General features: G+C 50.1%; 30 protein-coding genes and 1 rRNA gene. 20 read left to right on the top strand and 11 right to left on the bottom strand.

Annotation, left to right across the window (positions count from 1 at the left end; all coding sequences use genetic code 11):
• The first annotated feature begins 49 nt into the window (after positions 1–49).
• A 5S ribosomal RNA gene (gene rrf, locus ABNS49_RS05130) occupies positions 50–164 on the top strand.
• 71 nt (positions 165–235) lie between these two features.
• On the opposite strand, the gene ABNS49_RS05125 is transcribed toward rrf, so the two are convergent.
• Positions 236–1,390, bottom strand: a complete 1,155-nt coding sequence (locus tag ABNS49_RS05125) for an aminotransferase class I/II-fold pyridoxal phosphate-dependent enzyme (protein WP_135980797.1) — start codon at positions 1,388–1,390, stop codon at positions 236–238.
• Entirely contained in the window at positions 1,390–1,884 is a 495-nt protein-coding gene (locus ABNS49_RS05120) for an Lrp/AsnC family transcriptional regulator (RefSeq protein WP_135980739.1), read from the bottom strand. Before ABNS49_RS05120 ends, ABNS49_RS05125 begins: the two co-directional genes overlap by 1 nt.
• A gap of 159 nt (positions 1,885–2,043) precedes the next feature.
• Here ABNS49_RS05120 and gap point away from each other — a divergent pair, with 159 nt between their 5' ends.
• The 12 genes from gap to rnr all read left to right on the top strand — a co-directional run bounded on the left by gap (position 2,044) and on the right by rnr (position 10,781).
• Complete coding sequence (gene gap / locus ABNS49_RS05115) at positions 2,044–3,060, top strand: type I glyceraldehyde-3-phosphate dehydrogenase (RefSeq protein WP_135980740.1); 1,017 nt, start codon at positions 2,044–2,046, stop codon at positions 3,058–3,060.
• Positions 3,061–3,184: 124 nt separating this feature from the next.
• Positions 3,185–3,361 carry a hypothetical protein gene (locus tag ABNS49_RS05110; RefSeq protein ID WP_168353619.1) on the top strand — a complete coding sequence of 59 codons (177 nt, stop codon included), beginning with the start codon at positions 3,185–3,187 and terminating at the stop codon, positions 3,359–3,361.
• Positions 3,358–4,695 (top strand): cysteine--tRNA ligase, encoded by a 1,338-nt coding sequence (gene cysS, locus ABNS49_RS05105; RefSeq protein ID WP_135980741.1) that lies wholly within the window; start codon positions 3,358–3,360, stop codon positions 4,693–4,695. The genes ABNS49_RS05110 and cysS overlap by 4 nt, the downstream gene beginning before the upstream one ends.
• Positions 4,695–5,084 carry a ribonuclease III domain-containing protein gene (locus tag ABNS49_RS05100; protein WP_135980742.1) on the top strand — a complete coding sequence of 130 codons (390 nt, stop codon included), beginning with the start codon at positions 4,695–4,697 and terminating at the stop codon, positions 5,082–5,084. Before cysS ends, ABNS49_RS05100 begins: the two co-directional genes overlap by 1 nt.
• Positions 5,081–5,806, top strand: coding sequence for a 23S rRNA (guanosine(2251)-2'-O)-methyltransferase RlmB (gene rlmB, locus ABNS49_RS05095; protein WP_135980743.1), 726 nt, complete (start codon positions 5,081–5,083; stop codon positions 5,804–5,806). Before ABNS49_RS05100 ends, rlmB begins: the two co-directional genes overlap by 4 nt.
• A gap of 4 nt (positions 5,807–5,810) precedes the next feature.
• Positions 5,811–6,416, top strand: a complete 606-nt coding sequence (locus ABNS49_RS05090) for a sigma-70 family RNA polymerase sigma factor (RefSeq protein WP_135980744.1) — start codon at positions 5,811–5,813, stop codon at positions 6,414–6,416.
• Positions 6,417–6,454: 38 nt separating this feature from the next.
• Positions 6,455–6,604, top strand: a complete 150-nt coding sequence (gene rpmG, locus ABNS49_RS05085) for a 50S ribosomal protein L33 (RefSeq protein WP_135980745.1) — start codon at positions 6,455–6,457, stop codon at positions 6,602–6,604.
• An 11-nt stretch (positions 6,605–6,615) separates the two neighbouring features.
• Positions 6,616–6,813, top strand: coding sequence for a preprotein translocase subunit SecE (secE, locus tag ABNS49_RS05080; protein ID WP_135980746.1), 198 nt, complete (start codon positions 6,616–6,618; stop codon positions 6,811–6,813).
• Positions 6,814–6,963: 150 nt separating this feature from the next.
• Positions 6,964–7,512 carry a transcription termination/antitermination protein NusG gene (gene nusG, locus ABNS49_RS05075; RefSeq protein WP_277820832.1) on the top strand — a complete coding sequence of 183 codons (549 nt, stop codon included), beginning with the start codon at positions 6,964–6,966 and terminating at the stop codon, positions 7,510–7,512.
• Between the two features lie 24 nt (positions 7,513–7,536).
• Positions 7,537–8,322 (top strand): HAD-IIA family hydrolase, encoded by a 786-nt coding sequence (locus tag ABNS49_RS05070; RefSeq protein WP_135980748.1) that lies wholly within the window; start codon positions 7,537–7,539, stop codon positions 8,320–8,322.
• A 38-nt stretch (positions 8,323–8,360) separates the two neighbouring features.
• Positions 8,361–8,591: a preprotein translocase subunit SecG gene (gene secG / locus ABNS49_RS05065; RefSeq protein WP_135980749.1), complete on the top strand. Its 231-nt coding sequence runs from the start codon at positions 8,361–8,363 to the stop codon at positions 8,589–8,591.
• 45 nt (positions 8,592–8,636) lie between these two features.
• A complete protein-coding gene (rnr, locus tag ABNS49_RS05060; protein WP_289108260.1) occupies positions 8,637–10,781 on the top strand; it encodes a ribonuclease R in 2,145 nt (714 codons plus the stop codon).
• 12 nt (positions 10,782–10,793) lie between these two features.
• On the opposite strand, the gene ABNS49_RS05055 is transcribed toward rnr, so the two are convergent.
• The gene (locus ABNS49_RS05055) at positions 10,794–11,609 is read right to left on the bottom strand and encodes a MerR family transcriptional regulator (protein WP_289108259.1); all 816 of its coding nucleotides are present in this window, start codon (positions 11,607–11,609) and stop codon (positions 10,794–10,796) included.
• 73 nt (positions 11,610–11,682) lie between these two features.
• Here ABNS49_RS05055 and ABNS49_RS05050 point away from each other — a divergent pair, with 73 nt between their 5' ends.
• Positions 11,683–12,306, top strand: a complete 624-nt coding sequence (locus ABNS49_RS05050) for a GNAT family N-acetyltransferase (protein WP_289108258.1) — start codon at positions 11,683–11,685, stop codon at positions 12,304–12,306.
• A 34-nt stretch (positions 12,307–12,340) separates the two neighbouring features.
• Here the strand turns inward: ABNS49_RS05050 and ABNS49_RS05045 are convergent, their stop codons facing one another.
• Both ABNS49_RS05045 and ABNS49_RS05040 read right to left on the bottom strand, forming a co-directional pair.
• Entirely contained in the window at positions 12,341–13,105 is a 765-nt protein-coding gene (locus ABNS49_RS05045) for a Cof-type HAD-IIB family hydrolase (protein WP_289108257.1), read from the bottom strand.
• Positions 13,102–13,884: a Cof-type HAD-IIB family hydrolase gene (locus ABNS49_RS05040; RefSeq protein WP_135980754.1), complete on the bottom strand. Its 783-nt coding sequence runs from the start codon at positions 13,882–13,884 to the stop codon at positions 13,102–13,104. The genes ABNS49_RS05045 and ABNS49_RS05040 overlap by 4 nt, the downstream gene beginning before the upstream one ends.
• Positions 13,885–14,173: 289 nt before the next feature.
• On the opposite strand from ABNS49_RS05040, the gene ABNS49_RS05035 reads away from it, so the two are divergent.
• Positions 14,174–14,845 (top strand): ankyrin repeat domain-containing protein, encoded by a 672-nt coding sequence (locus ABNS49_RS05035; protein WP_135980755.1) that lies wholly within the window; start codon positions 14,174–14,176, stop codon positions 14,843–14,845.
• Between the two features lie 12 nt (positions 14,846–14,857).
• Positions 14,858–16,930, top strand: coding sequence for an elongation factor G (fusA, locus tag ABNS49_RS05030; RefSeq protein ID WP_135980756.1), 2,073 nt, complete (start codon positions 14,858–14,860; stop codon positions 16,928–16,930).
• A 48-nt stretch (positions 16,931–16,978) separates the two neighbouring features.
• Here fusA and ABNS49_RS05025 read toward each other — a convergent pair whose 3' ends face one another.
• The gene (locus ABNS49_RS05025; protein ID WP_288343142.1) at positions 16,979–17,518 is read right to left on the bottom strand and encodes a TetR/AcrR family transcriptional regulator; all 540 of its coding nucleotides are present in this window, start codon (positions 17,516–17,518) and stop codon (positions 16,979–16,981) included.
• A gap of 112 nt (positions 17,519–17,630) precedes the next feature.
• On the opposite strand from ABNS49_RS05025, the gene ABNS49_RS05020 reads away from it, so the two are divergent.
• Positions 17,631–18,491, top strand: a complete 861-nt coding sequence (locus ABNS49_RS05020; protein ID WP_288343140.1) for a DegV family protein — start codon at positions 17,631–17,633, stop codon at positions 18,489–18,491.
• A 9-nt stretch (positions 18,492–18,500) separates the two neighbouring features.
• Here ABNS49_RS05020 and ABNS49_RS05015 read toward each other — a convergent pair whose 3' ends face one another.
• From ABNS49_RS05015 to ABNS49_RS05000, 4 genes are all read right to left on the bottom strand, one after another.
• The gene (locus ABNS49_RS05015) at positions 18,501–19,085 is read right to left on the bottom strand and encodes a TetR/AcrR family transcriptional regulator (RefSeq protein ID WP_135980759.1); all 585 of its coding nucleotides are present in this window, start codon (positions 19,083–19,085) and stop codon (positions 18,501–18,503) included.
• Positions 19,082–19,660, bottom strand: coding sequence for a TetR/AcrR family transcriptional regulator (locus ABNS49_RS05010; RefSeq protein WP_348687990.1), 579 nt, complete (start codon positions 19,658–19,660; stop codon positions 19,082–19,084). Before ABNS49_RS05010 ends, ABNS49_RS05015 begins: the two co-directional genes overlap by 4 nt.
• Before the next feature lie 160 nt (positions 19,661–19,820).
• Entirely contained in the window at positions 19,821–20,336 is a 516-nt protein-coding gene (locus tag ABNS49_RS05005) for a hypothetical protein (protein WP_288343136.1), read from the bottom strand.
• Between the two features lie 263 nt (positions 20,337–20,599).
• Positions 20,600–21,079, bottom strand: coding sequence for a hypothetical protein (locus ABNS49_RS05000; protein WP_135980762.1), 480 nt, complete (start codon positions 21,077–21,079; stop codon positions 20,600–20,602).
• 111 nt (positions 21,080–21,190) lie between these two features.
• Here ABNS49_RS05000 and ABNS49_RS04995 point away from each other — a divergent pair, with 111 nt between their 5' ends.
• A complete protein-coding gene (locus ABNS49_RS04995) occupies positions 21,191–21,976 on the top strand; it encodes a nucleotidyltransferase domain-containing protein (RefSeq protein ID WP_289108255.1) in 786 nt (261 codons plus the stop codon).
• Positions 21,977–22,041: 65 nt separating this feature from the next.
• Here ABNS49_RS04995 and ABNS49_RS04990 read toward each other — a convergent pair whose 3' ends face one another.
• The gene (locus ABNS49_RS04990) at positions 22,042–23,259 is read right to left on the bottom strand and encodes a mechanosensitive ion channel (protein WP_135980764.1); all 1,218 of its coding nucleotides are present in this window, start codon (positions 23,257–23,259) and stop codon (positions 22,042–22,044) included.
• A gap of 231 nt (positions 23,260–23,490) precedes the next feature.
• On the opposite strand from ABNS49_RS04990, the gene ABNS49_RS04985 reads away from it, so the two are divergent.
• Positions 23,491–24,849, top strand: coding sequence for a hypothetical protein (locus ABNS49_RS04985; protein ID WP_304968550.1), 1,359 nt, complete (start codon positions 23,491–23,493; stop codon positions 24,847–24,849).
• Between the two features lie 72 nt (positions 24,850–24,921).
• On the top strand, positions 24,922–25,446 hold the full coding sequence (locus ABNS49_RS04980) for a hypothetical protein (protein ID WP_135980766.1): 525 nt from the start codon (positions 24,922–24,924) through the stop codon (positions 25,444–25,446).
• The last annotated feature ends 69 nt before the right edge of the window (positions 25,447–25,515 follow it).

Here is a 25,515-nt window from a genome sequence, read left to right as displayed (position 1 = left end):
AGAAGGCGTGTTTCTGGTTTTGAGAGATCGAACAGGAAAAGAGAAGAGAACGAGTGGCAAGAGCGGAGAGGAAATACCTGTCAAGCATGCCGAACACAGAAGTCAAGCTCTCGAGCGCCGAAGATAGTTGGCAAGACGCCTGCGAAAATAGGACGTTGCTCGGCTCTTTTTTTTTATTTGGCAAACAAAAACGCGGCGTAAGAACCAAAAATTTCTTACGCTGCGTTTTCTTTTTTTAAATGCGCTTCAGGAAGGCCTCAATGCGGTCACAGCCCTCTTTAATGTCATCCAGGGAACATGCATACGACATTCGCATGAATCCTTCTCCATGCTCGCCAAATGCGTTTCCGGGGACACAGGCGACATGCTGGTCTTCGAGAAGACGGGAACAAAACGTTTCGCTATCCAGTCCGGTTCCGGAAATGTTAGGAAATACGTAAAAAGTCCCTTTCGGCATATTGGTTTTTAAGCCCATCCGGTTAAGCCGGCTTACCAGCAAATTACGCCGGTTCAAGTACTCCGCTTTCATGCTAGACACATCCGGAAGTCCATGAAGAAGCGCTTCGATCGCGGCGTATTGCGCCGGTGTAGGAGCGGACATGATAATGTATTGATGAATCTTTGTCATTTGCGAACTCAAAAACGGATTCGACAAAACGTAGCCTAAACGCCATCCGGTCATCGCGAAGGCTTTGGAAAAGCCATTGATGACAATGACCTGATCACGAATTTCAGGGAACTGCGCCAACGACGCGAATTCGCCATCAAAAGTAAGCTCCGCGTAGATTTCATCGGAAATCACGTAAATTCCGGCTTCCAAAATGATGGGCACGAGCTTTTCATAGTCTTCGCGCGTCATGACCCCTCCGGTTGGATTGCTTGGAAAATTGAGGATGATCGCTTTTGTTTTAGGGGAAATCGCCGCCAGCAGCGCTTCCGGTTTGAGCTTAAACTCGTTTTCCTCTGTCAAGGTAATCGGGACCGGGATCGCTTTCGCCATTTCCACAGCGGGTAAATACGCCACATAGTTTGGATCCATGACGATGACTTCATCGCCTTCCTCCACCAAGGTGCGCATCGCCAAGTCGATGCCTTCCGATCCGCCAACAGTCACGACGATTTCTTTTTCGGGATCGTAAAACTGGTTGTAGCGCACTTCGTGAAATTCCGCGATCAGTTTTCGAAGCTCCAGCAAGCCGCGGTTGGCTGTATAGTGCGTTTTGCCTTTGGAAAGGGAATACACCGCGTTTTCGCAAATGTGCCACGGCGTGTCGAAATCGGGCTCGCCGACACCAAACGAAATCACGTTTTCCATCGTGTTGGCCAAATCAAAAAATTTTCGGATTCCACTCGGCTTCAGCTTTTCGATCGTTGGGTTGATTGGCTTCATCATGGAGTCACCACCAATCGGTTCGGCTCATCGTTTTCGGCGTCTTTCATGATGATGCCGTTGGTTTTGTACTGCTTGAGAACAAATAAGGTTTTCGTGCTGCGCACATCTTCCACGCAGGCGATTTTGTCTGAAACAAAGCGGGCTACTTCAAACATCGTTCTACCTTGCACCAGGCAGAGGAAGTCACAGTCGCCCGACAACAAGTACATCGTGTCGATTTCGGGGTAATTGGCGATTTTCATCGCCGTTTTGTCGTATCCTTTATGGCGTTGCGGCACGCAGTCCACTTCGATAAAAGCCATGACTTTTTCATTTTTCAAAGCCCGGTTGTAGTTGATGACCGTGTGGTAGCCGCAAATGATCTTTTCGTCTTCCAGGCGCTGTATTTCTTCTTTGACTTCGGTTTCCTCTTCCAGAAGAATGTCCGCCAGATCACGCGAGGTGAGTCTCGCGTTGTTTTCAAGAAGGTCGAGCAGGACATTTGTGTTCATATAAATTCCTCCTTTTTCAATCATTTTACATGATTTACATTTATTGTCAAAACTTTGCATATGAACTTGAAAACGCTCTCAATTCCCCGATTAACATTGACAATTAATTCACATACTTCTATAATTACAGTGAATTAAATAAAAGGAGGATTTACTGACATGACAGTAAAAGTTGCAATCAACGGTTTTGGACGTATCGGACGTTTGGCGTTCCGTCAAATGTTTGACGATCCGAACTATGAAGTAGTTGCGATCAACGATTTGACGAGCCCGGATATGCTGGCCCATTTGTTGAAATACGATTCGACACAGGGAACTTACAAATTGGCCGACACAGTAGAGGCTGGTGAAGATTCGATTACAGTTGACGGAAAGAAAATCACCATCTACAAAGAAGCAGACGCTTCCAAACTGCCTTGGAAAGATCTTGGTGTAGACGTAGTTCTTGAATGTACAGGATTCTACACTTCGAAAGCAAAAGCACAGGCTCATATCGACGCTGGTGCGCGTAAAGTCGTAATTTCGGCTCCAGCCGGAAACGATCTTCCTACAGTTGTTTACAATGTTAACCAGGAAGTATTGAAACCATCGGATCAGATCATCTCTGCGGCAAGCTGCACGACGAACTGCCTTGCTCCTATGGCAAAAGCATTGAACGATCTTGCTCCAATCAAAGGCGGAATCATGACAACGGTTCACGCTTACACTGGCGACCAGATGACTTTGGATGGTCCTCAGAGAAAAGGCGACAAACGTCGTAGCCGCGCGGCAGCTGTAAACATCGTTCCAAACTCGACAGGTGCTGCCAAAGCGATCGGTCTTGTTATTCCTGAATTGAACGGAAAACTGATCGGTTCCGCACAGCGTGTTCCTGTTCCTACAGGTTCGACGACTTTGCTCGTTGCAGAAGTTGAAGGCGCCGTTACTGTTGATCAAGTAAACGAAGCCATGGCCGCTGCACAAACTGAATCTTTCGGATACAACACGGAAGAAATCGTTTCGAGCGACGTTATCGGTATGAAATACGGATCCCTGTTCGACGCAACACAAACAATGTGCACGCCTACAGGAGACGGAAACACACTTGTTCAGGTCGTTAGCTGGTACGACAACGAAAACTCCTACACGAGCCAGATGGTTCGTACAATCAAATACTTCTCTGAATTAGGCGACTAATTCCGGGTTGGAGATTGCTTAAAAGGCATCGAATCGTTCTCGATGCCTTTTTTTTGCCGTGGAACCATTCTTGAAAAATGAAAGGGACTAAGGTATTCTAAAAGAATGAATGTGAGGTCAGATTATGCCGTTAAAACAACGATTAACCGATGAAGACCGCGACGAGATCACCAAAGACGTGGACGATCTTGACGCCAATTATATCCAACAAATGAAAGAAGCTGGAATCGACGAAGATCTGCTCCAGCAATTTAAAGATTTAACAATCGAACTCGGACAGGAAAGAGGGAATAAAGGATGAAGCTTTACAACAGCTATACTCAAACGATCGAACCGCTTCAGCCAATCGAAGAAGGAAAGGTTTCCATGTATGTATGCGGACCTACCGTGTACAACTATCCACACATTGGCAATGTGCGTCCGATCATCGTATTCGATACATTGAAAAAGGCGCTTCAGGCGCAAGGAATGGACGTGACCTACGTGTCGAACTATACGGATGTCGACGACAAGATCATCAACACCGCGATTGAAAACAACACGACCGAAAAAGAAATCACCGCCAAGTTTATCGAGGCGTACGACCAGACCCGCGCCGACCTCCATGCCGACCGCCCGGATGTCGCGCCCAAAGTCACAGACACGATGGACGAAATCATCGCGTTTATCCAAAACCTCGTTCAAGCCGGCGCCGCCTATGAAGTGGATGGCGATGTGTATTACCGCGTCGATTCCAACGAGAAGTATGGCGAGCTTTCTCACCAAAAAGTCGAGGACTTGATGGTAGGCGCGCGCATCGACGAAAACGAGAAAAAGGAAAACCCACTGGATTTCACCCTTTGGAAAAAAACGGATAAGGGCATCCAATGGGACTCGCCTTGGTCGAAAGGAAGACCGGGATGGCATACGGAATGCGTCGTCATGATCAACGATGTGTTCCAGAAGCCGCTGATCGACATTCATGGCGGCGGACTGGATTTAAAATTTCCGCACCATGAAAACGAAATCGCGCAAAACGAGTCGCTGCACCACACGCATCTGGCGAACATGTGGGTATACAACGGAATGATCAACATCGACGGAATCAAAATGAGCAAGTCGCTCGGCAATGTCTGGTGGGCAAAAGATCTTATCGCTCTGTATGGAGGAAACGTGATTCGCTGGGTTATGATTTCCGCCCAGTACCGCGCTCCGTTGAATTTGAATGAAAAAGCGTTTGAAAGCGCACAAAAAGAGCTTAAAAAGATTTTCACGGCTTACAAGCAGGCCAAGATCCTGCTGCAAGTCAACGAGGAATCCACAACCGATGCGACGCTGGACAGCGGACTGTGGCAACCGTTTATCGACGCGCTCAACGACGATTTAAACACGCCAAATGCAATCACAGCCGTGCTGGAATGCGTGAAAAAGATCAATCAGACCCAGCGTCAGAAGCCGCTGGATTGCGCCGCGCTGGCCGCGCAAACCGCGACGCTGGAAAAGATGATGGACGTTTTAGGCATCTGTCTGGAATTTGTGCACATGACGGCGGAAGACAAAGCCGTTTACCGGGCGTGGAAAGAAGCCGTCCAGGAAAAAAACTACGAACAAGCCGATTTGTACCGGGCCCAGCTGCTGGAAAAAGGGATTCTCTAATGGAAATCGTTACCGAAAACGCCACGAGTCTTGCCTGGATGGGGGACGCGGTAATGACCTTGGCGGTGCGTCGTCATTTGCTTGATCTTGGATTTTCCAAAGCCAACGTTCTGCAAAAAAAGAGCGCGAAAATCAACAGCGCCAAAGGGCAGGCGGCCATTTTGGCCCAGCTGGAGAAAGAGAATTTTTTCAATGAAGAGGAAAAGGAAATCCTTCGACGCGGACGGAACGCCACGATCCACTCGAAGGCGAAAAACGCCGACGGAAAGACGTATCTGCGTTCTACAGCGCTGGAAGCCGTGATCGGATACTTGTATTTGTACAAACACGAAGATCGAATGGACCAGCTCATAAAACGCATCATAGAACTAGGAGATACAATACAATGATCGTATATGGGAAAAACGTTTTTAATCAAATCAAAGAAGATCCTCAACAAATCCAGGAAGTGTACGTTTTAAACAACATCAAAGACCAGAGCGTGCTGAAGGCGGTTCGCCAGCTGAAGTGCCCGGTCAAGACCGTGTCGCGAAAAGAGCTGGAAAAAATGACAGACCAGGGCATTCACAACGGAATCGCGGCCAAGGTAAAAGACATCCCCACCTACACGCTCGACGAGCTGCTGCAACGAAAAAAAGGAGATCGTCCGGGATTGTACGTGGCGCTTGACAACATTCAGGACCCGCACAATGTAGGCTCGATTTTGCGAAGCGCCGACTGCACCGGCGTGGATGGCGTCATTTTATGCAAACACAACAGCGCTGGTCTGACGCCGACCGCCATCAAGGCGAGCACGGGAGCGGCCTACACCGTCCCGGTCGCCATTGTCAACAACCTCTCCCAGGCATTAAAACAAATGAAGGAAGCCGGTTATTGGGTGGCAGGCGCCGATATGGACAACGCCCGCGATTATCGCGAAGGTATGTACGACTCCCCGACCGTGCTTGTGATCGGGTCCGAAGGAAAAGGCATTTCACCGCTGGTCAAAAAGCAATGCGACTATATGGTCAAACTGCCGATGGTTGGCTCGATTTCCTCCCTGAACGCTTCGGTTGCCTGCGCCGTGCTCCTCTACGAAATTTTGAATCAGCGCCAGCCGGTCAAGAGGTAGTCGTTTGAAAGACAACATCAACGAGCTGATTTACCGTTATTTCCAAAAAGACGAGGAAGCGCTGGCTGAATTGATCGCCATGTTGCGTCCGGGCGTGATGAACGTGTACCAAAAAAAGATGGAATACAAAAAAACCGAGCCGGTTTACCGGGAGGAGTTTTTGAGCATGGCCGATTTGCTTTTGGTCGATTGTCTGGAAAAATACCGGTACGACCACAAGGTGTCGTTTTTAACGTTTTATTTGCGGGCGCTCCACAATCGCCTGATTGACGCGGGCCGGACGGCGTTTCGAAACGATCCGCTCCTCACGCAGGAGCACATCGTGTATTTGGACCGGCGTCCGGGTGAGGACGCCAGCGTTTCCATGCAGGATCTGATCGAGGATCGCAGCGCGAGCAGCGGCAGGCTGATCACAAGCAAAATCAGCCTGGAGATGGCTTTGGAAAAAATTGATTTGAAGCCGCTTCAAAAGCAGGCGGTTCGAATGTATTTGGATGGATATTCGCAGCGGGAGATCGCGCGTCATTGTGGTTGTTCAATCAAGTCCATTCGACGGCTCCTGGAAAAATTTGAAGCTTTCAGTCGCCAGGAATTGACAGTGGATGAATAATCATTGTATATTATTATGATGTAAGGAGCGTGATTTATATGGCTGAAAAGGTTACTTTGACTTGTACAGAATGCTTTTCGAGAAATTACTCGACTTCAAAAAACAAGAAAACAAGCACGCAACGTCTTGAAATGAGAAAGTTTTGTCCAAAATGCGGGAAGCACACTTTGCACCGCGAAACGAAATAGAGGGAAAGATCATGAGCAACGAAAAAAAAGAATGGACGTATTCTCCAAAAGGAGTCTGGTCCGAATTGAGAAAGGTCCAGTGGCCTACGTTTAAAGAATTGATGGGAACAAGCGGTTCCGTGATCCTGTTCACGGTTTTATTTGGCTTGTACTTCTTTCTTTGCGAGCTGGCGTCGTCCAGTCTTGTCAGCTGGATCGTAGGACTCTAAACCAAAGAGCGCCGACCGCGCTCTTTTTCGAATGGAAAAGAAAAAGGGAATCCATATGGATTTTTCCATGAATACGATATAATGGAAACGGTCAAGAAGCAGCCGGCTGAAGACGAGGCTGCATGAATATAAGGAATGGAGCAGAACAACATGGATAGTAATTTAAAAAAAGAGTGGTATGTCGTCAACACATACGCAGGACAGGAAAACCGCGTAAAGGAAAATCTGGAGCGCCGTATTAAAACAATGGGCCTGGAAGATTCCTTGTTTCAAGTCGTTGTCGCCGAGGAAAAAGTAACGGAATACAAAAACAACAAAAAAGTGGAAAAGACTCACAACTTGTTTTCCGGGTACGTGCTCGTGCAAATGATCATGACCGACGAGGCGTGGTACGTCGTGCGAAACACGCCAGGCGTGACCGGATTTATCGGATCCAGCGGAAAGGGCGCCAAGCCGTTCCCTGTTTCGCAGGAAGAAATTGATTCCGTTCTTTCCAGACTTGGAAAGCTGGAGCACAAACGGGAAGTCGACTTCAAGGTAGGCGACACCGTTCGTATTTTGCGTGGTGGTTTTGAAGACTCCGAAGGTGAAATCGTGGCGATGAACGACGAAAAGGAAGAAGCAACCGTTCTCGTGATTTTCGCCAACCGCGAAACGCCAACCGACATTTCCTATGCCGATATCGAGAAAGTCGCCTAGACTTTCTTTTTAGGGAGAGTGAACATGAAGACAATCGTATTGGACCTGGATGGAACGATGTATCGGGGGACGCAGCCCATCGAAAGCGCCAAAGCGTTTATCGACCTGTGCGCGGCCCGGAATGTTCCGTATGTGTTTTTGACAAACAACTCGATGCGCACGCGCCAGGAAAACGCCCAGCACATGCTGGACATGGGCTATGAGCATGTGGAAGCCGGCCAGTTTTTCAATTCCGCGATGGCGAGCGCCCGCTACGTGCGAAAAAGTGAAACCGGACGAAAAGCTTGTTTTATTGGAAAAAACGGCATGAAAGAGGCGTTGCTGGACGAAGGGTTTGAACTCGTCGACCACGATCCGGATTTCGTGTTTATCGGATTAAACAAAGAGATGGACTACGCCGGATACTCGCGAATGCTTGGTCATCTTTTGAACGGAGCGAAACTGATTGGCACGAATACCGACCGCATCCTGGCCAAGGAAAACGGCTTCGAGGTCGGGAACGGCTCGGTCGTCGCGCTTTTTGAATACGCCACCGGGCAAAAGTCGCCGCAAATCGCCAAGCCGTACGCGCCGATTCTCGATTTATGTCTGGAGCATTTCGGACTGGACAAGGAAAGTATCATCCTTGTGGGCGACAACTTGGAAACCGATATTGCTTTGGGGTACAATACGGGTGTAGAAACGTTTCTTGTCGAAACGGGTGTCCATCGTCGGGAAGACGTGGAGCGCCTGGGAATTTATCCGACCCACGTCGGTCAAAGTTTAATGGATTTTGATTGGAATTGGCTGGAAAACGACGAGGAATGCTGATACAATTAGAAAGTTAGTGGAAAGAGTGGAATAAAACTATGGAACAAACATTAGACATACTATTAATGGTCTTATCAGGAATTATTATTATTTTGACACTGCTTCAAGGTGGAAAATCCGATGGTCTTTCTTCCGCGTTTACCGGAAGCGGGGACTTGAACTTGTTCGCCGTGACAAAAGAACGAGGACCGGAAAAGGTTATCAGCCGCGCCACACTCGTGTGCGGGATCCTCTTTTTCGCACTTGTTATCGCACTGCAAATTGTGTAATTCAAAAGGCCGGCAGGCCTTTTTTCTTTGAAAAGGAGGAACATCATGCGTCAGGAAATCAATGCACTGCTACAAAAAAATGAAAAGATGACGCTTCAACAAATCGAGCAGGCGCTCGATTTGCATACGAGCGCCCAAATCAAGGAATTGATGGAAACGCTTCAAACGCTTGAAGATGAAAGAAAAATTTATAACGACCACACCCATTATATTTGGATCGACAACGACCAGTATTTTATCGGGCGGGTCAAAGACGTTTCGAAATTCGAGCTGGCCATCATCAATCCGGAAGGGAAAATTTACGTTCCAAAATCCAACGCGAAAGATGCGTTTGACCGCGACGAGGTTCTTGTCCACAAGACAAAAGAAGGCAATCGGGTCGTTCACATTTACTCGCGTGGCGTGAAAAACATCACCGGAACGTTTTATCGGGACCGGGATGGATGGCGCTTCCGCTCGGATGTCGATTTGCATACCTCCTTTAAAGTGACAAACCTAAAACAATTCTCGTTGTCCAACAACGTGAAAGCGGTCGTGGAAATCGAAAAATACTCGCGTCCGCTGGAAGTGAAAATCGTTCGACTCATCGGCCCGGCCAACGAAGCCGGCGTCGATGTGACCGCGCTGCTTTATGAAAACGAAGTCCGTCAGGAATTCCCGGAACCCGTCATTGAACAAGTCAAAGAAGTGAGCGACCATGTGACGGAATCCGAATGCCAAGGACGAACCGACTTCAGAGATTTGCTGACCGTCACCATCGACGGCGACGATTCGAAAGACTTCGACGACGCAATCTCGCTGGAAAAAACGAAAGACGGATACCGTCTGTATGTCCATATCGCCGATGTATCCCATTATGTGCAGGAAAACAGCGCGCTCGATCAGGAGGCGTATTTGCGGGGAACGAGCGTATATGTCGTGGACCGCTGCGTCCCGATGCTTCCATTTGAGCTAAGCAACGGCATCTGCTCCTTGAACCCGGACGTGGATCGCCTCACCTTGTCCTGCGTGATGGATATCGACAACAACGGAAAAGTCGTCAAATACGATATCGTGCCTTCCATCATCCATTCCGACAAACGGTGCACCTACAACAACGTCAACCGCGTGCTGAAAGGGGACACGGAAGTGCAGGCGGAATACGCGGACGTCAAAGAAATGCTGCTGAACTTTGAACAGCTGACGAAGCTGCTTCAAAAACAAACGAAAAACCGCGGCTCGATCAACTTTTCAACGAAAGAGCCGAAAATTATTTTGAATAAAAAAGGAAAGCCAATCGACGTTCAGGTCAAAGAGCGCGGCTACGCCGAGCAAATGATCGAAGAAGCGATGGTGCTCGCCAACGTGTGCGTGGCCAACTATTTGAATCAGCACAAGTTCCCGGGCGTGTTCCGGGTTCACGAAAAACCAGATCCGGAAAAAGTCGAAACGCTGTATCAAATCGCGAAAGTGTTCAATGTGCCGGCTGATTTGCCAAAAGATGTCAGCGCGTTGGAAATCCAGCGGTTCCTGGAAACGATTGACGACGAGACAGCGCAAGAAGTGCTTTCGCTTGTCGCGCTGCGCACGATGCAAAAAGCCCGTTACGACGCGGACTGCATCGGTCATTTCGGATTGGCGCTCGACGAGTACTGCCATTTCACGTCGCCGATTCGCCGTTACTCGGATCTAGTCGTGCACCGGATGCTGCGCCGTTACTGTTTCGACAAAAACAAGGACGCCCGCCAATACGAGAAGGACAAGCTGAAAGTCCGCACGCAATCCGCCCATATTTCCGAAAAGGAAAAAGACGCGGTCAACGCGGAACGGACGGTCAACGACTACAAGATGGCGCAATTTATGGAAAACAAAATCGGACAGAAGTTTTTAGGAACGATTATCAGCGTCATGAATTTTGGCTTCTTCGTCGAACTGGACAACACGATCGAAGGTCTTGTTCCAATGCATACGCTCATGGACGACTACTATAACTACGACGAGGATACGATGTCGCTTGTTGGCGAAAACAACGGCAAAGTATTCCAAATCGGACAAAAAATCAACGTGCTTTGCACCGATGTCGACGCCGCCAAAGGCCAGGTGACGTTCGGAATCGAACAAAACAGCACCCGCAAGGCGAAGGAAATTCCATTTGAAAAGAAATTTCCAAAACGGGGCCGTGAAAAAGCCAAAGCCGGCGCGAAACGCTAAAAAAGACCACGCTTAGTCGTGGTTTTTTTCATGGAGGATCGGAATGAAAAGGAACGTCACATACTCGTCCATGGAAGCGATGGCGAACTCGTTCAAGCCAAACTCGTACGCGTTGGTGCCAAGGGTGAGGCGGTTGGCTTTCACGAACGAGAGAATGCGCTCGTAAAACGAGGACAGCTCGCTCCAGTCGCCTTTGTGGCACGCGAAGACATAAGGGCCCTCAGGAAGGGACACGCACTCATGATCGGGCGCGTCGTCCAGCGCGATCGAGTAAATGCCGTCGTAGGTTTGCCAGTCGCGCGCCATGATCTTGTCGACGCGGATGTACTCGCCCATGCCCATGCGGATTTGCGCGCTGCCCCAGTTTTCTTTCGCCAGCGCGTACACTTGTTCGATGTCGTTTTGATCGTAGTGGAACGGGAGCACGCGCAGCCGCATAGCCGGAAGCGTTCGGACCTCGATGGTGGAATGGACAAGCTGATCACAAAACGAAAGACGGCGTTTTAAAGACTCGAGGACGTTTTGCGTTTCTTTGAGTTTTCGAATGGCCGCTTCCACCTCGGTTTGTTTTTGGGTGAGGATGGAAAGCAAGGCATCGGCGTTGGGATGGCGCTGGTACGCGCGAATCTCGTCGATGCGCATGCGCAGCTCTTTGAGCATCTGGATGTATTCAAAGTCGATATTTTGCCGGAAATCGTACAGACGGTAGCCGTTTTCACTTTTCGCGTTGGGCGAAAACAAGCCGATCTCGTCATAGTAATGCAATGTGCGCTTATTGACATCGTGCAGACGGGCGAATTGGGAAATCGTCATTTTTTTATCGTTCATCTCTGTTTCTCCTCTTGACTTTACAGTTACTGTAACCTTTATGATGGGCTTGTCAAGAAAAGGAGGATAAACGATGGGGGTTTATTTTAGACAATACAAGGAACAGGATTTCGAAGCGCTCGAAGACATTGTGCGAAAGACGTGGCACTACGACGATTTATGCTCGCCCAAAACGGCGAAACAGCTTGCGCGCGTCTTCCTGACGAGCTGTTTGACGAACTACACGTTTTCGCGGGTGGCGATCGTGGACGGGGAAGTGCAAGGCGTGATTTTGGTCAAAGACGCGGCGAGCCACCGGCCAACGTTTCAAAGTCGCTGGCGGCAGTCCATGGCGATCCTTCGACTGCTTCTGAGCGCGGAAGGAAGAAAAGTGATGGACATTTTTGGCTCGGTCAGCCGCGTGGACGAGGAGCTGTTAAAGGAAGCCGGAACGAAATACGCCGGCGAGCTGGCGTTGTTCGCGTTGAGCGAGTCGTGCCGGGGACAGGGCATCGGGAAAAGGCTGTACGAGGAAGGGATGCGTTATCTTTCGTACAACGGGGTGGACAACTTTTACTTGTTTACGGACACGTCGTGCAATTACGGCTTTTACGAGCACCAGGGCTTGAAGCGGCGCGTCCAGCGGCAAAAGGAAGTTGTCGTCAACGGGATGAAGCAGGGGATGAATTTCTTCATTTACGACAACGTGCAAGGATAGGAAAAAGCTGGGCGCAACGAGGCACCCAGCTTTTTTAGATGAGATGGAAATGGCGCAGCGCACAGACGACGCCTTCCTCTTCGACGTTTCGCGTGACGAAATCGGCCGCGTTTTTCAATCCTTCCATCGCGTTGCCCATCGCCACGCCGATACCAGCTTTGCGAAGCATATCCAAATCGTTGAGGCCGTCGCCAAACGCGATCGTCTCCGAAGGCTCGGCGCCAAAATGATGGGCGACTCGAAGGAGTCCCTGGTCTTTGCCACCATCCTTTGGAATGACGTCCAGTCCATAGTCGCACCAGTACGTCACTTTTGTTTGGCGGGTTGCCGGTAAAAGAACCGGCGCGTCGTCGTAGTGCATGCCGACTAGGATTTGATACACCCGCTCCTGGCGCATTTGCTCAAAGCGCGCCAAGTCGACGAGGGAATCGTTGTTGACGTAGCGGCGCAAGTTGGCGTTGGCGAAATTGATCGCCATGCCGTTTTCGGTCGCGAGGCAGACGCCGTATCCTGCCTGTCGCGCGTTGGCGATCACCTGCTCGACTTCCTGCGGATCCATCGGAATTTGAAAGACGCACTCGTCGTTGGCGAAAAACATTTGGCCGTTGAAACATAAAATCCCGTCAAATCGGACATTGTCGAATACGGGAACGACGGAAAGCGGCCGGCCGGTGGCGATGACGAGCTTCACGCCGTTTTTTTGCAGCGCGTTCAAGGCGCGGGCACAATCGTTTGAAAGGCGGGAAGCGCCAAAGGGCAGCAGCGTGCCGTCGATATCGAAAAAAGCGACTTTGATCATGCGAGCACCTCGAAATGGCGCAGCGCGTAGGCGATCCCATCCGCTTTGACAGAACGGGTCACAAAGCGAGCCGCCTGCCGGACAGCCGGGGTCGCGTTGCCCATGGAAACCGGAAGACCGACGGCTTGCAGCATTTCCAAATCGTTGTCCCCGTCGCCAAACGCCATCGCCTCGGCTTTGGAAAACCCGAAATACGCCAGAACCTTTTGGACGCTTGCGCCTTTGGAACTGCCTTTGGGAACGAGATCGCTTGCGGTTGGGTACCAGCCAACCATGTCAACGCTTTCTAGTCCGTCGAGAAGAGTTTCTTTTTCCGTAACCGGCATGGCGATCATGCCTTGGTAAATCGGCTGGTCGAGAAACGTTTCCAAATCACGTTCCGGCTCGATGACTTCGCAATGCTGGCGGGCGATCGCCATGTACTCTTCCAAGAGCGGATCGAAAAAAGGGGCGCGCATTTCCTGTTTGGCGGCGAATAAAACCGGCTTGCCGTTTTTTTGGCTCCAATGGCGCAGCTTTTCAATGTCGGCGGGGGAAATCGTGGTTGCGTGGACGATCGTGTCGTGCACGAAGGCGAGGGAACCGTTAAAATGAATCGAAGCGTCCCATTCCACACCGGGGAAGCGGGGCGTGGCGTAAGGCGGCCGGCCGGTGGCTACGACGATTTTGACGCCTTTGTCTTGCAAGGCGCGCAAGGCGAGCATGGTGGAGGCAGACGGCATGTCGGCGCCGTAATCGAGCAGCGTGCCGTCCATATCGAAAAAAACGATTTTGATCATATCTTTTCCTTCTTTCTTGACTTTCAGTCGGTTTCATTATACAGAAAAAAAGTTTGGCGAGCCATATGGTGGAATCGGTAAAAAAAATGTCCTTTCCCGCTCTTGATTTGACGCCAGAATGAGAGCGGTTACAATAGAACCAGTAACAGGAAGAGGTGGTTAAAATGACAAAATACAATGTTGCGAACACATCGAGAATCAATGAAACCGCCTCTTTTTTGAGGCCATAACTGGGATGCGACCAAACCATTCCAGTTTTTTGTTGGAACGTATAGGGAGGAACACAATCATGGATCAAAATTTTAACAAAGTATTTTGGGACGCCTGCGCAAATGGCGATTTCCCGATGGTATGCGCGCAAATCAAGACCGGCGCGGATGTCAACTACCAAAACGGCGACGGCAGAACGGCGCTCATGCGCTCGGCGAAACGCGACCGCAAAGACGTCGTGCAGGTGCTGATCGACAATGGCGCGGACGTGAACGCCTCGGATAATAAAGGAAAGACCGCGCTTATGGCCGCCGCGAAAAAAGGAAACAAAACCATCTGCAAAGCGCTGCTCGATGCCGGCGCGGACGTGAACGCCAAAGACGACAACGGGCGCACGGCGCTGATGCGCGCGGCTCTTCTCGGGCAGGATCGCTGCGTGGAAACGCTGCTGGACTACGGAGCGGACATCAACGCCCAGGACGAGGCAGGACGAAGCGCGCTGATGGAGGCGTGCATCGCGTTCAAACGGGATACGATCGCGATGCTGCTCGAGCGCAACGCGGATGTCAACTTGTTCGACAACAACGGCTGCACGGCGCTGATGCGCGCGGCGTACGGGGGATACCCGTCGCTTGTTGAAAAGCTGCTCGCCTTTGGCGCGGACAAAGATATGGAAGACAAACAAGGAAATGTGGCGCTCGATTACGTGCGCGAACATTGCAGAGCTCAACTTGAGCCGATCTTGAAATAGGAGGAAACCATCATGAAAGACTATTTGAGTTCTGAAGTTAGAAACGTAAGTGTCGTAGGACACAGCGGAGCCGGCAAGACGTCGGTTTTGGAGGCCATGCTTTATTATACCGACGCGACCGACCGGTTCGGAAAAACGAGCGAGGGAAGCTCGCTGATCGACTTTGACGCCGAAGAGATCCGGCGCGGCTTGTCCGTCTACACGTCCATCGTTCCGATCGAATGGGACGGCTGCAAAATCAATTTTATCGACACACCGGGCTATTTGGATTTTATCGGCGAAAAAGAAGCGGGCGAAAAAGTCGGCGACAACGTGCTGATCGTCGTGGACGCCAAAAATCCATTGGAGCCAGGCACGCGTATTTCCTTTAAAAAGGCGATCGCGGACAAGAAGCCGACGATTTTCTTCATCAACAAGCTTGATGAGGAACACACGTCATTTGAAAAAGCGTATTCCGCTCTGCATGAGGAATTTGGAAAGAGCGTCATTCCGTTCGAGGTGCCAATCATTGAAAATGGCGTCTATGTCGGAACGGTCAACATTTTAAAAAACAAAGCGTGGTATCATCACGGACCGAAAGCGTCGGATTCCGTGGCGCAGCCGGTTCCGGAATCCATGCTGGAGGAAGTGGCGATGTACAAAGACCAAATCGCCGAGGCGGTCGCGATGGGCGACGACGAGCTGATGGAAAAATTTTTCTCCGGTGAGGAATTTACCGACGCCGAGTTGACGCGCGGCGTGCGCATTGGCGTTCGCAATGGCGAAATCATTCCGGTTTTCTCCGGCTCCGCGATTGAGTCGCGCGGAATCGGACGATTAATGGATTTGATCGTGACGTATTTCCCGACGTATTCGGAAAAAGGCCTTTACACAGCCACCACGCCAAACGACGTAAAAGTCGAGCTGCTGACGACCGAGCAGGAAGTGCTGACCGCACAAGTGTTCAAGACGATCGTCGATCCTTTTGTCGGACGGATCTCGTACATTAAAGTGCTTTCAGGCGTGCTGGCTTCGGATTCGAGCGTCGTGAACGCGAACAACGGCAAACCGGAAAAAATCGCCCAGATCTTCATTATCAAAGGAAAGCATCAAACCGCGACTGGAAAACTGTTCACGGGCGATATCGGTGCCTTGACCAAGCTGCAAAATACGCAAACCAACGATACGCTTTGCGAAAAAGGCAAACTGCTGATCGCGGATCCGATTTCGTTTACCGAGCCGCTTTACGGGCAGGCCGTCACGCCGAAAACGAAAAATGACGAGGACAAGCTAAGCAATGGTCTGGCCCGCCTTCAAGAGGAAGATCCGACATTCAAAGTCGTACAAAACAAGGAAACGAAGGAAACCGTCATGTATGGTATTGGCGATCAGCATCTGGAAGTGATTGTCAACAAGCTGAAAAACAAATTCAAAGCCGACGTCCTGCTGTCGGATCCAAAAATCACATATCGCGAAACGATCACGAAAACCGCGATCGGCGAGGGGCGCCATAAAAAACAATCCGGCGGTCATGGACAATTCGGACATGTGTTCGTTGAATTCGCGCCGAATCCGGACGCGGAGGAAATGGTTTTCGCCGAAAAGGTGTTTGGCGGCGCCGTTCCAAAACAATACTTCCCGGCTGTGGAAACGGGACTTCGCGAATGCACGGCGGAAGGAACGCTGGCCAACTACAAGATGGTCAATGTGAAAACGACGTTGCTTGATGGAAAATACCACGATGTCGATTCCAGTGAAATGGCGTTCAAGCTGGCGGCACGGCTGGCGTACAAGGACGCGATGGAAAAATGCCGTCCGATCCTGCTTGAGCCGATTATGAACGTGACGGTCCGGGTACCGGATGAGTACACCGGCACGATTATCGGCGACTTGAACAAACGCCGGGGCGCGATCATGGGCATGACGCCGGATGAAAACGACCAGATCATCGAGGCGCAAGTGCCAATGGGTGAAATGGCGCGCTACTCCGTGGAGCTTCGCTCCATGACGCAAGGTCTGGGAACGTACACGATCGAAATGGACCGCTACGATCCGGTTCCGGACAACATCGCGCAGCGCATTATCGCAAACGCGAAAAAAGACTAAGACGAAAAAAAGACGAATCAAAAAGCATTCGTCTTTTTTTGGTGGAGATTAATGGCCAAACGCTTTCTCGCAAATGGCATGCGCTTCCTCGATCAAGTCATTCAATGGCTTCTTTCGACCGCCGTCCTTCCACGCGATGTACAGATTATACAGCATTCCGACGTAGGCGGTCAGTTGGATTTGCAGCTGCGGATCGCGTTGCGGATTCCAGATTTTCCAGGCCAGCGCGGTGAGTTCGTTTAAAAAGAGAATCCCGAAGCCGCATTGAATCAAGCCGTCGATGAAGTCGCGGTACTGATCGAAGTAACGCAAAGAGTGGGCGACGTGGAGCGGGTCGTAAAACGTGCCGCCATGCCGTTGTCCATTGGCGTGGGTTTGGACATAGTCGCCTAAAATGTCGTGAATGTACGATGTCAGCACTTCCTCCTTGCTCGTGTAGTTGCGATAAAACGTGACGCGGGACACACCGGCCTTGGCGGTGAGCTCGGAAATCGAAATCGAGGAAAACGGCTTTTCCTTGATGAGTCGCAAAAGCGCCATCACAATGCATTCCCGGGAAAATAAATTGCGCTGGTTTCTTTTTTCCATGTTACACAATCCTTCCTTTCTGTTACAGTTCGCACGGATCGAATTGAAAAACAATGTGTTCACTGATACACTTTGTAACATATAAAAAAGAAAATGAAAAGAGGAATAGACAATGCGTTACGCAGTAGTGACAGATACGAACAGTGGTTTTACAAGCGAGGAAGCGAAGAAGCACGGCATCGAGCTCATTCCGATGCCGGTCATCATTGACGACCAGACGCGCTATGAAGGCGTGGACATCGACGAGGAAACGTTTTACGACTGGCTGGCTTCCGGACAAAAAATCACGACGTCCCAACCCGCTCCCGGGGATGTCCTGCGGCGCTGGGATGCGCTGCTGGAACAAGGCTATGACGCCATCATCCACATTCCAATGACTTCGGGTTTGAGCAATTCCTGTCAAACCGCCACGATGCTCGCCCAGGATTACGATGGAAAAGTGGTGGTGGTGGACGACCACCGGATTTCCATTCCGCTCCAGGAATCCGTTTTCAAAGCGAGAAGGCTGGCCGATGAAGGGGTGGATCCGCAAGAAATTAAAAAGATTTTGGAAGACGATGGATTGTATTCGTCGATTTATCTGGCGGTCAACACGCTGGAATATTTAAAAAAAGGCGGCCGGATCACGCCGGCGGCGGCTTTGCTTGGCTCCGTGCTTGGCATCAAGCCGATTTTGACGATCCAGGGGGAAAAGCTCGACACGTTTTCCAAGGCGCGCAGCATGCGACGCTGCAAAACGAAAATGATCGAAGCGCTAAAAAAAGACTATGAAGAAAGGTTTTCCATGTTCGACTGGAGCGAATTGTGTGTCGGCGCCGCCGGAACGCGGCTGAGCCAAGCCGAAATCGACGAATGGACCGCCATGCTGCAGGAAGCGTTTCCGAAAACCGTAGTTCGATACGCCCCGCTTTCTTTAAGCATTGGAACCCACACGGGGCCGGGTGTCGTGGGGTGCGCGATCTGCCTAAAATAAAAAGACGTCTCAAAACGTCTTTTTTTGCTGATGGTCGTCGACTTGCAAAATCGCCGCGAAATCGGCGCGGCATCGGTCGATCAAGTCGAACGCGCCATTGGACATGCACCATTTCAACGCGTAGCCAAGACCGACGTTCCGGCAAGTCAAATAAAGAAGCGCCGGATCGCTCGGGTTTTTAATTTGTCCCGCTTTCTGGCCTTTTTGAATGGCCTCGATCGTCATCGTGCGGGCTTCGCTCATATAAGGCGGGGCCTCGCTTTTTTCATTGAAATTCAGGATCCAGTAGCGGGAATAGAGCCCGGGTCCCAGCCGGACGCTTTTCTGCATCGTAAAAGTCAATCCGGTGCAAACGATTTCCCAGTAGTTGGTCGGGTCCATCGCCCGGATGCAGGCGCTTAAATCCTCCACGGTCCCGCGAAAATAATATCGAAGAAGCTGCTCCTTCGAAGTCACGTATTTATAAAACGTCGGTTTGGTGATCCCGCAAGTTTTGCAGATGTCCATGACGGATACCCGGTCGTAGCCCTCTTTAAGGAACATCGCCAAAGCGGTTTGGATAATCAGATTTTTTTTGTCTTCCTGCTTGTTCATCGCACCTCCTCCGGTTCGGCACAAAGAATGGCTTTGAGCCCACTTTGAAACAAATTGTTCATACTTTGGTCAGGATCGGCATACATGCACCGGTAGGCGCCATTGCCAAACGAAAGGGCGATGAGGGAACTCATCAGGCGATGCGGATCGGACGGATTTTTGATTTGTCCGCTTTCCTGTCCCAGGCGGATCAAATCCTCGATCCACGCGTTGAACCGGAACACATCGTTGAATGCGCCTTGATATTCTTTCAAATTGGCGGCGAAGACCTCGGTATACAAGTCGATACCCAATTTCTCCGTATGAAAATAATAAAGATCAAACACGTCGATAATTTGCTGTAGATGATCCGTCGAAGAACCGATATGAAACCATTCCTCTGGGATTTGCGCAGTCAAAGTCGAAGAAAAGTACTTCAAAAGACTGTCTTTTGAATCAATGAACTTGTAAAAGGTCGGTTTCGTGATGCCACAGGCATTGCAAATGTCCATTACCGAGACGGATTTATAGCCCTTTTCACGAAACAGATCAAAAGAAGTGTCAATAATGCGTTGCTTTACGTTGTTTCTTTGCATAGGGGTTTACCTCGGTAAAGTTCTTACCTGTACCTATTTTAACACAGTTAATTGCGAATGAAAACGGAAGAATTCATGGAGTGAAAAAACTTTTCATTTTATGAAAAAATGACATAGAAAAGAGAGATCATTCCTGGTTTTGAAAGCAAAAAAAGCGCCCTCAATAAGCGGAAGGCGCTTTGCCTGTTTTCGCTCTTTCGAGCATGTCGTGTTTGATCTTCATTACATTCGAAAATGTGATTCGCTTTCCCTGGCCTTCCAGCAAAAGGATGCGGCGGACTTTCTTGGAAAGTGTCTTCTCAAGCCGATACGGGATCCGTACCGGATAATGGTTGTGATCCATATATTCGTTTTCGATGTAACGTGACGTGATCGGACACATGTTCTGAATCAAAAATGCGCATTCATGACCGAGAATATCTCCAAATACGATCGTGTCGCAACGACCGAATTTTCTTTTTTTCTCTTCTGCGATCCGTTTATATTTCGATATTTTAGAAGAGATAGGGATGAACCATAAGATCTCAGGGTCTGTAGAATCGCGCAAGGCAAAATATGCCGGACGATCATGGACAGCGTTGTTGACGATGATCTTGTTCGGCATCAGACCGGCTTCCGGAAAATCCCGGAAATACGAGTCTTTCATGAAGTAAAAATGATTCTCTTCAACAAACATCGGTAAATCTCCTGGAAGAGCTTCATAAAGAAGCTCTGCATGTGACCACGAGCATTTGTATGCCGCGTCTCGTGCAGCGGCTCACATTTGAACACGAGCATTTATCCATCGCGTCTCGTGCAGCGATACACATGCGGGACCGGAGTCCCATTTTTATTATACTGTGTTTTCGCTCCAAGAAAAGCGGTTTTAAATGAAAAGTTACAGTTTTATTTAATAAACCGAAGTAAAGCTCAGAATTGGTATGATCAAAAAGATACATTTCAACCCTGCGAAGCGGAGTCCTGCAACGCGTCAATCGCCAAAACAAGCATGAGAAGCGGCAACGCGTCTTCCTCCCGCTCGTAATGGATAGAAAAATGGTCGCTCAAGTGCCAAAGCTCGGTTTGAATCGTGCCAACGAGCCCTCCGGCATCGTCGCGCACCTCGTAATCCCAGCCCCACACATTGCCATCCGCCTGCCAGCCCATGTAATTCATAACGAGCTTGGGCCGAAGCAAGGTAAGCTTTTGCTGAATCGTCCCCAGCTTCTCCCCGTTGCGGATGATTTCAAAGCAGGGCAGCAAGGACAGGAAAGCCTGATGGACCAAACCAACCGGCTGGCCATTTCCGTCATAAATCGTGAGTTTCCGGGTCAGAGAAGGCGAGCCTTTGATCGTATACGCGATCGTTCCATCCTCACGTGCCACGTCGTACGTTCCCCATAAAGAAAAAAGCTTTTGCGCGATGTACAAAGAACGCAATTTACCACCACCTTTTTCTCCATCATCGGCGATAAAAGGTGTCTTGTCAAATTTTTTTCTTCAAATCCGGAAGAAAAGGTATAATAAAAGGCAAACAAAGGAGGAGAAAAAATGAAGGAAAAGGAAGCGTTTTCGGAACTTGTCGACCGGTTTCGCGCGTGTGAAAGCGTGGAAGCCATCGGGCTTGGCGGCTCGAGAGCGACCGGAAAGGCGGACGCGGGCTCCGACTACGATCTTTACGTCTACGTTCGCGCCGATATCCCGATCGCGCAGCGTGAAGTGATCTTCGCCGGTTTGTTCCAGATCATGGAATACGACAACACGTTTTGGGAACGGGAGGACGACGGCGTTTTCACGGACGGGACGCCCATCGACATTTTGTACCGGCGTATCGACGACCTCGATCAGAGCGTGCGGCACGTCGTGATCGACCACCAGGCGCAAAACGCCTACACCACGTGTTTGTGGAACAACCTTCTCAAAACGAAGATCTTGTTCGACCGCCATGGACGACTTGCCGCTCTGCAAAAAAAATACACGGTGCCATATCCTGCCGAATTGAAGGAAAACATCGTTCGCCGGCAAAAGGCGCTGTTGTTTGACGGACTGCCTAACTACGCCGGCCAGATTAAAAAGGTGATTGCGCGCCGTGACACGCCCGCGATAAATCACCGGGCGGCCGCGTTCGTGGAGTCGTACTTCGACTTGCTGTTTGGACTCAATGGAACGACGCATCCCGGAGAGAAGCGGATGCTGCGCGAAGCCAAAAAGCTGCCAGTCGTCCCGGAGGCGTTCGAAACCGACATCGAGTCGTTGTTTGCGGACTTGTTCGTCGATTTTGACGCGGCCATCCACGATCTCGAGCGGATCGAGCGGCGGCTGAAAGCGATTTTGTAAAAGAAAAGGACGGCCGCGACGGATCGTCCTTTTTCGATGGTAAAAAGATAGGAAATCAAGAAGATTTATTTGTCTTCGTCGATTTTTTTCGGAGCCTCTTCGATATCCAGTTTTTTCTGGAAGTGGCTCAAAACGTTTTTCGCGAAGTCGCGGCCACCGACGCCAAACGAGATCGCGAAGGCGATGCCGAGGGCGAGAATGGCGATGACAAACGCGCTGTCAACCAGTTCCTTGGCGATGCCGAGTTCATTCAAAATCATGAACGCGCCAATCGTGTAAATCAGGTACTGAACCAAAATCGCCAGCGAAGGATGTTCGTTGTTTCGAAGCGCTTTCGAGCAAATGCCCGCGATAAAGACGCAAGCGATCAAAATCAGGAAGGCGCTTAATGCGTATGGCATGTAGTCGATGACAGCCAGGCCGATGCTTGTCAGGATACCAAGATGCAGGGCGCTAAAGCTTTCAACGACAAAGAAGATAACCAAAATGACTTCGACTGTTTTTCCTGTAACTTTCGAAAGGATGAAGTTTTTATTTTTGGAACCCATCAGGTTCTCGACTTTGGCATCCAGTCCGGACGCCTCGATTAGACGGGCCACGATGTTGCCAATAAACTTCGACAAAATCCAGCCAATGACGATAATGACAAGGGCCGCGAAAATGTTCGGAATGTAGTTGAAGATAATGCTCAGCATCGCGATGGCCGGATCGGTAATCGCGCGGATGTTCAGCACATACAACGCCGCGATAATGATCGGGATCAAAATGAGAACATAGACGATGTACGCGATCGTGTTGGACAGTTTGCCTTGGTCGTCCACCTGGATACCGGCAAGATTTTGGAGCTTGTTGATTTCCAGCTTATTTAAAACCGGGATCAAAAGTTCGCGGACGAGTTTGGCGATATAGAAGCCAACCCACAATACGATGACGGAACCAATGATGTTTGGAACATAAACCCATACGTTATTGAGCATGTTCAAAATCGGCGCTGAAACCTGCGTCATGCCCAGCGTTTCAAAAATACCAGGAACAAAGAGCAGGAACACGATTAGCTGCGCGAGTTTGGCAATCAGCTCAATCGCTTTCGCCCCCTGATTGCCTTCGCCTTCTGGCGACTTGGCCTGGGCGAGTTTCGTTTTCGACAGCAGCTTCACGATAATCGACTTCACGATCGCCGCCACGATAAAGGCGACGATCAAAAGGATGACAGCTTTGACAGCTGCGCCCAAATCTGTTTCAAAGAAATGGGATACATCGGAATAAGCGTTAATTTTTAGCATATTATTTACCTCATGTTCGGTTTTCAAAGAGCGCTCTGACGAATTGTCTTCGTGTTGTTCACATAGACCTTAAGGTTGATTTTACATTAGCATGATATTTGCGGTTTTTTCAATTTTGATGCAATGCGGAATGATTGTGGGAGACAAACTTTTAAATTTCAAAACATTTTGGTATAGCCGGCCATAAGTAGCAAGCTAGAAAAAGCGGGCGATTCCCGTTAAAATAAAACCATGAAACTTATGCAGTCAATTTCTCTTCACCAAATCACGAACTGGCGGCGGGCCATCGCCGTGTTCGGGATTCTCGTTCTTTCCGGAACCGGCTTGACGTGTCTTGTTTTGCCGGAGTTCAACGCCGACATTTTTTTGTATGTGTGCGCCGCGATTTGCTCGCTTTCCGCGCTGTTCGTCTGGTATCAGGCATTCGTGAAAAAAAGGGGATTCGTTTTTTTGGAAGCGGCCTTGATCACGGCGTTCACGGTTTTTTTATGGATCCACCGCCAGTCGGGGGAAGTCGTCATCGTCGGCGTGTTCGCGGTTTACCTGCTTGTCAACGTGGTGGCGTTTCTCGTGCAAACCGTGTTGGACTTGCAGGACAAAGCGGCCTCCTGGTGGTACGACGCCTTGCGGCTCATCGTCTACGCGCTGCTGTTGTTCGCGACCATTCGCAGCGGCTTGGGCTCGCTGAAATACATTCAATACATTGTCGGCTTGTATTTGATCGTCCAGGCCGGACAGCTTTATTTTGAGATGGTTTCGTTTTCGCATCCTCAGTCGACGCGCTACTACTCGTTTCGACACTGGAGCTCGCTGCCCGTCGCGCTGGTCGCCGTCTTGCCGTTTTTCGTGCTGGAAGTCATCACGCACGCCCAGCTTCAAATCAAACCGGAACGGAAGGCGGAACGAAAAAACGAGGAGCCGGTCGATTTGCGCGTCTTTGTCCATACAGGCCTGTCGGGCGTTCATGTGTTCGGCCACATGACGATTGCCTACGAAGGTATGACGTATTCATACGGCAACTACGATACCGCCAACGAAAAGCTGTTTCGCTCGATTGGACCGGGCATCTTGTTTTTGTGTCCAGATCGCGACTACATCAACAACACGTGTCTGTACGAGGGGGTGACGATGTTCGAATATGGCTTGACGCTGACCGAAGCTCAAAAAAAAGAGCTACACGCGCTGATGGATGAAATCCACGAGCAGACATACCATTGGCAATCGCCTTACGAGCAAGCGCTCCAAGCCGATCCCGACACGTCGTTTTCCGCCTATGAAAACGACTACGCCAGCCGGTTGTGGTACCGGACCGGGAGCCAGTTTTACAAGTTCAAAAGCGGGGAATGGAAGACGTATTGGATCCTTGGCACGAATTGCTCGCTTTTCGCCGCCGACTTGCTCAATCGAATCGACCCGGCGATTCATGGCAGCAAAGGCATTGTGACGCCCGGCGAGTTTTGGGAATATTTCGAGGAAGCGTTCGCGGATCCCAAAAGCAATGTCATCTACAAGGCGTGGCATTCGAGCAGCGATCCTTCCACCTTGTACGACTTGGGCGACGAAAATCCGGTCCGGGACGCGGATTCCTGATTTGAGAATCACTTCATTGGTGTTTCCCGGTTGAGTGCACTACAATAAAAACAACGATGGAGGTAGGAGCATATGGATTACGAACAATACAAAGACGATAAAAAAGAAGTAAGAGCCGACGAAAAAGCGGCGATCGACGCAGCGCGCGAACAACGCAAAGACGGCAAGGAAGCCGAACGCGACGAAATCAAAGCGGCACGCGATGAACGAGACGCGGAAGTCGATCTCGCAAAAGAAGACGTTAAAACGGCGCGCGAAGCCAAACGTGAAATCGCGAAAGAGGATCGCGAAGAAATCCGTCAAGTCCGCAAGGATACGCGCGGGGAAGACCGGGAAACGCGCCGCGAGGAAATCGACGCCGCCAAGGCCGAGAAAAAAGCGGAAGTCGACTTGGCTAAAGACGGCATTAAAGTCGCCAAAGACGCCGAGCGTGAAATCCGCAAGGAAGGACGCGAGGATCTGCACGATATGAAGGAAGCCGCTCGCGAAGGATACGAAGAAGTCAAGGAAAATGTCCGCGACGAAATCAAATCCGCACGCGAAGCAGCTGAGGAAAAAATCAAGGATCTCAAAGACGAATTCAAAAAAGACGAATAAATCTTTATGAAAACGACCAGACGGACGTGCGCCGTCTGGCTTTTTTTCGTTCGATGCAAAGGTGTGAAT

Origin of the sequence: uncultured Dubosiella sp. (genome assembly GCF_964018005.1) — a bacterium.
Classification (GTDB): Bacteria; Bacillota_I; Bacilli_A; order Erysipelotrichales; family Erysipelotrichaceae; genus Dubosiella; species Dubosiella muris.
The sequence above is the reverse complement of the archived record's forward strand: the minus strand, read 5'-3'. Positions and strand labels throughout refer to the sequence as shown.

Bases quoted from the DNA above. Each gene is read 5' to 3' on its own strand.
- ABNS49_RS05125 (WP_135980797.1), bottom strand. From the start codon at position 1,390: ATGAAGCCAATCAACCCAACGATCGAAAAGCTGAAGCCGAGTGGAATC.
- ABNS49_RS05120 (WP_135980739.1), bottom strand. From the start codon at position 1,884: ATGAACACAAATGTCCTGCTCGACCTTCTTGAAAACAACGCGAGACTC.
- gap (WP_135980740.1), top strand. From the start codon at position 2,044: ATGACAGTAAAAGTTGCAATCAACGGTTTTGGACGTATCGGACGTTTG.
- ABNS49_RS05110 (WP_168353619.1), top strand. From the start codon at position 3,185: ATGCCGTTAAAACAACGATTAACCGATGAAGACCGCGACGAGATCACC.
- cysS (WP_135980741.1), top strand. From the start codon at position 3,358: ATGAAGCTTTACAACAGCTATACTCAAACGATCGAACCGCTTCAGCCA.
- ABNS49_RS05100 (WP_135980742.1), top strand. From the start codon at position 4,695: ATGGAAATCGTTACCGAAAACGCCACGAGTCTTGCCTGGATGGGGGAC.
- rlmB (WP_135980743.1), top strand. From the start codon at position 5,081: ATGATCGTATATGGGAAAAACGTTTTTAATCAAATCAAAGAAGATCCT.
- rpmG (WP_135980745.1), top strand. From the start codon at position 6,455: ATGGCTGAAAAGGTTACTTTGACTTGTACAGAATGCTTTTCGAGAAAT.
- secE (WP_135980746.1), top strand. From the start codon at position 6,616: ATGAGCAACGAAAAAAAAGAATGGACGTATTCTCCAAAAGGAGTCTGG.
- nusG (WP_277820832.1), top strand. From the start codon at position 6,964: ATGGATAGTAATTTAAAAAAAGAGTGGTATGTCGTCAACACATACGCA.
- ABNS49_RS05070 (WP_135980748.1), top strand. From the start codon at position 7,537: ATGAAGACAATCGTATTGGACCTGGATGGAACGATGTATCGGGGGACG.
- secG (WP_135980749.1), top strand. From the start codon at position 8,361: ATGGAACAAACATTAGACATACTATTAATGGTCTTATCAGGAATTATT.
- rnr (WP_289108260.1), top strand. From the start codon at position 8,637: ATGCGTCAGGAAATCAATGCACTGCTACAAAAAAATGAAAAGATGACG.
- ABNS49_RS05055 (WP_289108259.1), bottom strand. From the start codon at position 11,609: ATGAACGATAAAAAAATGACGATTTCCCAATTCGCCCGTCTGCACGAT.
- ABNS49_RS05050 (WP_289108258.1), top strand. From the start codon at position 11,683: ATGGGGGTTTATTTTAGACAATACAAGGAACAGGATTTCGAAGCGCTC.
- ABNS49_RS05045 (WP_289108257.1), bottom strand. From the start codon at position 13,105: ATGATCAAAGTCGCTTTTTTCGATATCGACGGCACGCTGCTGCCCTTT.
- ABNS49_RS05040 (WP_135980754.1), bottom strand. From the start codon at position 13,884: ATGATCAAAATCGTTTTTTTCGATATGGACGGCACGCTGCTCGATTAC.
- ABNS49_RS05035 (WP_135980755.1), top strand. From the start codon at position 14,174: ATGGATCAAAATTTTAACAAAGTATTTTGGGACGCCTGCGCAAATGGC.
- fusA (WP_135980756.1), top strand. From the start codon at position 14,858: ATGAAAGACTATTTGAGTTCTGAAGTTAGAAACGTAAGTGTCGTAGGA.
- ABNS49_RS05025 (WP_288343142.1), bottom strand. From the start codon at position 17,518: ATGGAAAAAAGAAACCAGCGCAATTTATTTTCCCGGGAATGCATTGTG.
- ABNS49_RS05020 (WP_288343140.1), top strand. From the start codon at position 17,631: ATGCGTTACGCAGTAGTGACAGATACGAACAGTGGTTTTACAAGCGAG.
- ABNS49_RS05015 (WP_135980759.1), bottom strand. From the start codon at position 19,085: ATGAACAAGCAGGAAGACAAAAAAAATCTGATTATCCAAACCGCTTTG.
- ABNS49_RS05010 (WP_348687990.1), bottom strand. From the start codon at position 19,660: ATGCAAAGAAACAACGTAAAGCAACGCATTATTGACACTTCTTTTGAT.
- ABNS49_RS05005 (WP_288343136.1), bottom strand. From the start codon at position 20,336: ATGTTTGTTGAAGAGAATCATTTTTACTTCATGAAAGACTCGTATTTC.
- ABNS49_RS04995 (WP_289108255.1), top strand. From the start codon at position 21,191: ATGAAGGAAAAGGAAGCGTTTTCGGAACTTGTCGACCGGTTTCGCGCG.
- ABNS49_RS04990 (WP_135980764.1), bottom strand. From the start codon at position 23,259: ATGCTAAAAATTAACGCTTATTCCGATGTATCCCATTTCTTTGAAACA.
- ABNS49_RS04985 (WP_304968550.1), top strand. From the start codon at position 23,491: ATGAAACTTATGCAGTCAATTTCTCTTCACCAAATCACGAACTGGCGG.
- ABNS49_RS04980 (WP_135980766.1), top strand. From the start codon at position 24,922: ATGGATTACGAACAATACAAAGACGATAAAAAAGAAGTAAGAGCCGAC.